This window comes from Massilia arenae (assembly GCF_008014745.1).
Taxonomy (GTDB): domain Bacteria; phylum Pseudomonadota; class Gammaproteobacteria; order Burkholderiales; family Burkholderiaceae_D; genus Telluria; species Telluria arenae.
Genome location: NZ_VPFD01000069.1, coordinates 1 through 304, shown reverse-complemented (window position 1 = coordinate 304; position 304 = coordinate 1). Strand labels below are relative to the sequence as shown.

Here is a 304-nt window from a genome sequence, read left to right as displayed (position 1 = left end):
CAGGTCGTCAACAACTTCGCTAATAGATTGGTGACGATACAGCGCCAGGGCTACGACCAGCCACACGACTTGCTCGGCCGGCAGGCGGCGCTGCCGAATACTCGCCTTTCCTGTGTAAGCAACCGCCTGCTCAATCCACTCATAGGGCAAGTGCTGCCCCAGACGCGCCCAGTCCGGGGCTTCCTGGGCTTGTACAAGAAAATGGAGCGCGTCATCAAACATGGTGACGCAGGTTAACAGCCTCAGCTACCGTTTACAACACCTGAAAAGAAAAATGCCGCTCAGTCTTAACTGAACGGCATTA

Annotated in this window: 1 protein-coding gene; it reads right to left on the bottom strand. The window is 55.3% G+C overall.

Annotated features, from left to right (window positions below):
- The coding region (locus FVD38_RS26320; protein ID WP_187271721.1) for a transposase domain-containing protein at positions 1 to 222 on the bottom strand (222 nt) is incomplete at its 3' end.
- Between the last annotated feature and the right edge of the window lie 82 nt (positions 223 to 304).